Source organism: uncultured Algibacter sp. (assembly GCF_963976535.1).
Classification (GTDB): Bacteria; Bacteroidota; Bacteroidia; order Flavobacteriales; family Flavobacteriaceae; genus Algibacter_B.
Genome location: NZ_CAXBLF010000099.1, coordinates 1 through 6,526, shown reverse-complemented (window position 1 = coordinate 6,526; position 6,526 = coordinate 1). Strand labels below are relative to the sequence as shown.

Sequence of the window (6,526 nt, the reverse complement as noted above, 5' to 3'; positions counted from 1 at the left end):
ATTAAGTTCTTATCTTTAGCTTCGACCTAATACCACATAACACCAATATTTATGCAAGAACACATTGTTATTATAGGAAATGGAATTTCAGGCGTAACCGCAGCTAGACATATTAGAAAGCTTTCTGATAAAAAAATTACCATTATTTCTGCGGAAACTGAATATTTTTTCTCCCGTACAGCCCTGATGTACATATATATGGGACATCTAACATTCCAGCACACCAAACCTTATGAAGATTGGTTTTGGAAAAAGAACAGAATTGAACTTAAGAAAGACTACGTTAAAACTGTTGAAACAAAATCTAAAACACTTCATTTTGCTAAAGGTGATGTGCTTCAATACGATAAATTAGTTATTGCCACTGGTAGCAAACCCAATAAATTTGGTTGGCCAGGGCAAGATTGTGAAGGTGTTATGGGCATGTACCATAAACAAGATTTGGAAAACCTAGAAAAGCATGCACCAAATAATGAAGTGTGTAAAAGAGCTGTGATTGTGGGCGGTGGTTTAATTGGAATTGAACTTACCGAAATGCTTAATTCTCGAAATATCCCTGTTACTTTTTTAGTACGTGAAGATAGTTTTTGGGATGCTGTTTTACCCGAAGGCGAAAGTGCCATGATTAATAGACATATAAAAAACCATCATATAGATTTGCGTTTAGGCAATAATCTAAAAGAAATAGTTTCTGATGAAAATGGCAAAGTAAAGTCTATAATCATTCAAGAAACAGGCGAAGAAATTGCTTGTGATGTAGTTGGACTAACCGCAGGCGTGTCTCCAAATATCGGTTTTATAAAAGACTCCGAGATTGAAACAGGAAGAGGCGTAAAAGTAAATCGTTACCTAGAAACCAACATTCCAGATGTGTATGCCATTGGCGATTGTGCAGAACAACATGAAGGTATCAATGGACGCAAACCTATTGAAGCCGTTTGGTACACAGGACGTATGATGGGTGAAACGGTAGCACAAACCATTTGCGGAAATAGAATGCAATACAAACCCGGACATTGGTTTAACTCTGCTAAATTTTTAGATATAGAATATCAAACTTATGGTTGGGTGTTTGCAAAACCACGAGAAAATGAAGCACATTTCCATTGGAAACATGAAGACGACACAAAATGCATCACAGTTTGTTATGATAAAAACACCAACGAATTCTTGGGGATTAACACCTTTGGAATTCGTATGCGTCATGAGGTCTTTGATACGTGGCTTACCGAAAAACGAGATGTAGATTATGTAATGAATCATCTGCCCGAAGCTAATTTCGATCCTGAGTTTTATTCCAGGTTTGAAAACGCAATTCTCTTTAAATATAATAGTCAATTTGTAAACCAATAATACGCATTTTAGACCTCACAGGTTTTAAAAACCTGTGAGGTCTAAAAAAATTAAACATAACAAGTATGAGCAACAAAATAAATCATAGTATGTCTTTAGCAAAACCTGATGCTGTTGACATTACAAACAAACAAAAAGTGGCATTGGCAATAGGAATTGTTGGGTTGTTTATTTTAACGCTTGCGCTTTTCAATACAAATTTTCCCAACGAAGGTTTATTCTTAACACTTTCATTAGGGCTAATAATTGTTGGGATAATTGTCTATTCTAGAGAAGCCTATTTAACTAAATTAGAAGGCATAAAAAATGATGGCGTTTGGTTTAAATCGATTTCTTCAAGGGGTGTTTGGGGCTGGATAGTTGGTGTTATTCTAACAACGTTTTACATTGTACTTTACTTCTTTCCAAAATATTTAGGATTAGGAACTGACGGTGCTGAAAACACAGGTTTAATAAGCTTATTCGATCCTTTAAGTAAGTTATTAAGCGGAAGACAAGCAAGCCAATGGTCTGTTTACGGAACGCTATACACAGTTGCTATTTTAGCCTTTGGTTTTAAATTCATATTAAAATATAGGCACAATCGCTATCAACAAATACGCACGGTTTCTGTCATGTTTTTTCAATTAGGATTTGCATTTTTGATTCCCGAATTTATGTATGTTATGAATAACGATTTACCATATTATGATTTAAAATCTATGTGGCCACTTAATTACTATCTTTTTGACGAATGGTCTGTAAAAGGGTTTCTTTCTACAGGTAATATTGGTATTGCTTTAATCCTTTTTGGTATTATTACAATCTTTGTGATTTCACCTATTTTGACTTATAAATTTGGTAAGCGCTGGTATTGCTCTTGGGTTTGCGGCTGTGGTGCACTAGCAGAAACTGCAGGAGATTCGTTTAGACAATTATCCTCTAAAAAAATGTCTGCTTGGAAATTAGAACGTTGGCTTGTCCATACCATTTTAGTCTTTTCTGTAGTGATGACAACAGCAATAATATACACGTACTTAGGTTACGACAAGAATGATTTTTGGTTAACCAGAGGTGTTTTCATCGCTTTAGTTATTGGTTTTTTAACTTTAGTTTTTGCAGGTGTTATGCTCTTTAAAAGTAAAGCGTTTGGTAAAGACGTAAAATATGGCGCTATTGGTTTCTTTGTGGTTATTGCTGCCTTATTAATTATGCACTTTACAGGAACTACTGATAATATATTTTATATTAAAGCCAGTACGCTAAGATCTGCGTATGGAATATATATTGGCTCCATATTTTCTGGCGTTATTGGCACAGGTTTTTACCCCATTTTAGGAAACCGCTCTTGGTGCCGTTTTGGATGCCCAATGGCAGCTATTCTAGGATTTCAGCAACGCTTATTCTCAAAATTTAGAATTACCACTAATGGCGGACAATGTATTTCTTGCGGTAACTGTTCTAACAGTTGTGAAATGGGAATTGATGTGAGACACTATGCTCAAAAAGGTGAAAATATTGTACGTTCTAGTTGTGTTGGTTGCGGTATTTGTGCTGCGGTTTGCCCAAGAGGTGTGTTAAAGTTAGAGAATGATAGTATGGAAGGACGTATTAATCCAACAGAAATCTTATTAGGAAACGATGTTGATTTAATGGACTTGGTGAATAGGAAGTAGTTTTTCAGTCGCAGTTTGCAGTTGAGCAACTTTGTAGAAATGAAACGCTATAACGCAGAGTAACACAAAGCACCGCTGAGACACACAGAGCATGTTCAATTAAACAACAAACATTTGTTATGATGAAGAAAAACAATCATGAAGTTATCACAAATCACTCTGTGTATCTCTGCGAAACCTCAGTGAATCTCTGTGAAACAACCAAACCTCTTAGATGAAAAACTTAATTCTTATAATAGTTTTATTAATCAATTTTAACGCATTCTCGGAAAAAAAATACCAAAGAACGTATTACGAAAACGGTAATATAAAATCCGAAGGCTGGATACAAAACAACCAAAAAATAAAGTTCTGGACATTCTATCACGAAAATGGAAACCCTAAAAAACAAGGACACTTTTCAGCAAATAAAGAATCCAATTACTGGAAATTCTATACTAAAACTGGAAGCTTAGAAAAAGAAGGGCATTTTAAAAATGGTAAAAAAAACAATTGGTGGTTGTTTTATGATACCTTGGAAAAAGTAAACCATAAATGTCAATTAAAAGACAATCAAAAAAACGGGTATTGCCTCATGTATAAAAACGAAAAATTAGTAGCAGCTTCAAGGTATAAAGCAGGTAAAAAAATAAAAGAATGGACTACCTTTGCGTCCTTTAAAAGGGAAAATAAACTTAGCGACCTTAAATGACCAAAATAAAAGTCATCATTCCAGCGTATAACGAAGCAGATTCTATAGTTCACGTTATTAACGACATTCCAAATACGGTTGACGAGGTTATTGTGGTTAGCAACAATTCAACCGATAACACAGAAGCTAATGCAAAAAAAGCAGGTGCTACCGCTTTAAATGAAACTAACAAAGGCTATGGTTATGCATGTTTAAAAGGGATGCATCACATCGCTAATCAAAACGAAAAACCAGATATTATAGTCTTTCTTGATGGCGATTATAGTGATTACCCAGAGGAGCTAACCAAAATTGTAGCACCTATAATTAATGATAATATCGATTTTGTAATAGGAGCTCGAGAAAAGCGACTTAGAGAGAAAGGTTCTATGACGGTACCACAAATTTTTGGTAATTGGCTAGCCACAACTTTAATGACCGTATTGTTTCGTGCTAAGTTCACAGATTTAGGCCCTTTTAGAGCCATTAAGTATAACAAACTACTAGCGCTTAACATGGAAGATAAAACTTATGGTTGGACCGTAGAAATGCAACTCAAGGCGCTTAAGCAGAAACTTACATACACCGAAGTACCAGTAAATTACCGCAACAGAATAGGCGTTTCAAAGGTGTCTGGTACCTTAAAAGGCGCTATATTTGCAGGCGTAAAAATCTTAGGTTGGATTTTTAAATACAGTTTTAAACAATGATTTTAGAAATACTAGTTATAGTCATATATACTACATCGCTTTTGCTTATATTCATGTATGCATTGGCACAACTAAACCTGTTATTTAATTACCTAGCGTCTAAGAAAGTAAAAGACCACTCTCCTAAATTCGATTTATCAAATCCAAACGAAATTCCATATATTACCATACAACTTCCTGTGTATAACGAAATGTATGTTATGGAACGTTTGTTAGACAATATTGCTGAAATCGACTATCCAAAAGACAAGTTAGAAATTCAAGTTTTAGACGATTCCAACGATGAAACTGCTGAAACCACTCTTAAACAAATACAAAAACTTCAAGCCACAGGCTTAGACATCAAACAAATAACCAGAACAAACCGCAAAGGCTTTAAAGCTGGCGCGCTTAAAGCAGGTTTAGTAACCGCAAAAGGCAGTATCATTGCCATTTTCGATTCCGATTTTCTACCCCAAAAAGACTGGTTAAAACGCACTGTTCCTTATTTTAAAGACAAGCGCATTGGCGTAGTACAAACTCGTTGGGGGCATATTAACCGCAACTATTCTATACTTACAAGAATTCAAGCCTTTGCACTCGATGCGCATTTTACACTAGAGCAAGTAGGCCGAAACAGCAAAGGGCATTTTATCAATTTTAACGGTACCGCTGGATTATGGCGTAAAACCTGTATTATCGATGCCGGAAATTGGGAAGGCGACACGCTAACCGAAGATCTAGACCTTAGCTATCGCGCACAACTTAAAAACTGGAAATTCAAGTATTTAGAACACGTAGAAACCCCTGCCGAACTTCCCATAGTTATAAGTGCTGCACGCTCGCAACAATTCAGATGGAATAAAGGCGGTGCAGAAAATTTCCGTAAAATGCTGGGAAGTGTTGTAAAAAGCAAAAACATTTCAGCCAAAACCAAAGTACACGGCTTACTTCATTTGTTAAACAGTACCATGTTTTTAAACGTGCTTATCGTTGGGGTTTTAAGCATCCCTATGCTCTATATAAAAAACGAATACGCCCATTTACGCCCATACTTTTACGTTATGAGTTTCTTCGTAATCAGTACTATAATATTTTTTATATGCTACTGGTTTATGTACAAAAACATCTATGGTGGCGGCTTTAAAAATTTCATAAAATACATAGGTATGTTCTTTGTGTTTTTCTCAATTGCTATGGGCTTTTCACTGCATAATTCCATTGCCGTTTTAGAAGGCCATTTAGGTAAAAAATCAGACTTTGTACGCACACCAAAATTCAATATTACCAAGTATAAAGACAACTGGAAAAATAACAAATACATGAAACGCACCATATCCGTTCATGTTATTTTCGAGGGTTTACTTATGCTCTATTTCGGTTTTGGCATGTACAGCGCCTTTATTGTTGGCAACCAAGGTGGCGATTTCGGGCTCTTCCCCTTTCACCTCATGTTATTTGCAGGTTTTGGCTATGTCTTTTTTAAATCTTTGGCATCTAAAGTGTAAAATCTAGTTTTTTCATTCCCTTGCAGAAGGGAATCTAATTATTTGGGCGTTACCACAAGGGTCGCGCTTTCACTACTCGCTTCCTCCTGCGTCGGCGAGCTCAAACAGACCGTTCAATCGCTAACGCGGAATTGAAAGGTTCTCTTAACGGTTGGTATAACTTAAGTTGCGGTTTGTATCCAAGGGTTTTTCTAAATAGGGCTTGCTGATTTTCATAGTACTTTTAATTTATGATTTTGATACTTATAAAGATCAGAGATAAAAACAGTCGAGAAGCATGAGTCAGTTTTCAAGAGCAAACCACAAAAACGTTGCTTTTTGATAAAGGCACAAAAAATAGCATATATATCTGCTATTTTCGTTAATGTTATAAGGTTCATTATAAAGAAGATAGCGCCTATCCAACTTTGGGAGGTGTCACTCCTTTTGGCTTTTATGTCGCTCAGTCCGTAAGCGTTTTTGGCCTGTCCAAATTTGCCCTCTATATGGTTTCGTTGGTTTTGCTCATGCTTCAATTTTCGTTTTTGATGGGCATTCAGTTGCTGTTTTGGTGGGCGGCCCAGGGGTTTTCCAACAATTCGTATGTTGTTTTGTTTGGGTCACATTAATTTTATGGGGATTAAGCAAAAAGTTTGTGTAATCTAAAGAGGA

The 6,526-nt window shown here is 35.9% G+C and carries 5 protein-coding genes and 1 pseudogene; 5 read left to right on the top strand and 1 reads right to left on the bottom strand.

What is annotated here, in order from left to right:
* Positions 1–51: 51 nt before the first annotated feature.
* The 5 genes from AAC024_RS15475 (at position 52) to AAC024_RS15455 (ending at position 5,875) form a co-directional block, all read left to right on the top strand.
* Complete coding sequence (locus tag AAC024_RS15475; RefSeq protein WP_339896395.1) at positions 52–1,353, top strand: FAD-dependent oxidoreductase; 1,302 nt, start codon at positions 52–54, stop codon at positions 1,351–1,353.
* A gap of 65 nt (positions 1,354–1,418) precedes the next feature.
* A complete protein-coding gene (locus AAC024_RS15470; protein ID WP_339896394.1) occupies positions 1,419–3,008 on the top strand; it encodes a 4Fe-4S dicluster domain-containing protein in 1,590 nt (529 codons plus the stop codon).
* Positions 3,009–3,222: 214 nt separating this feature from the next.
* Complete coding sequence (locus AAC024_RS15465) at positions 3,223–3,699, top strand: hypothetical protein (RefSeq protein WP_339896393.1); 477 nt, start codon at positions 3,223–3,225, stop codon at positions 3,697–3,699.
* Positions 3,696–4,388 carry a glycosyltransferase family 2 protein gene (locus AAC024_RS15460; protein ID WP_339896392.1) on the top strand — a complete coding sequence of 231 codons (693 nt, stop codon included), beginning with the start codon at positions 3,696–3,698 and terminating at the stop codon, positions 4,386–4,388. The genes AAC024_RS15465 and AAC024_RS15460 overlap by 4 nt, the downstream gene beginning before the upstream one ends.
* Positions 4,385–5,875 carry a cellulose synthase family protein gene (locus AAC024_RS15455; protein WP_339896391.1) on the top strand — a complete coding sequence of 497 codons (1,491 nt, stop codon included), beginning with the start codon at positions 4,385–4,387 and terminating at the stop codon, positions 5,873–5,875. The genes AAC024_RS15460 and AAC024_RS15455 overlap by 4 nt, the downstream gene beginning before the upstream one ends.
* A 326-nt stretch (positions 5,876–6,201) precedes the next feature.
* On the opposite strand, the pseudogene AAC024_RS15450 reads toward AAC024_RS15455, so the two are convergent.
* Positions 6,202–6,459, bottom strand: a pseudogene (locus AAC024_RS15450) (transposase); the annotation flags it as partial.
* Positions 6,460–6,526: the final 67 nt, after the last annotated feature.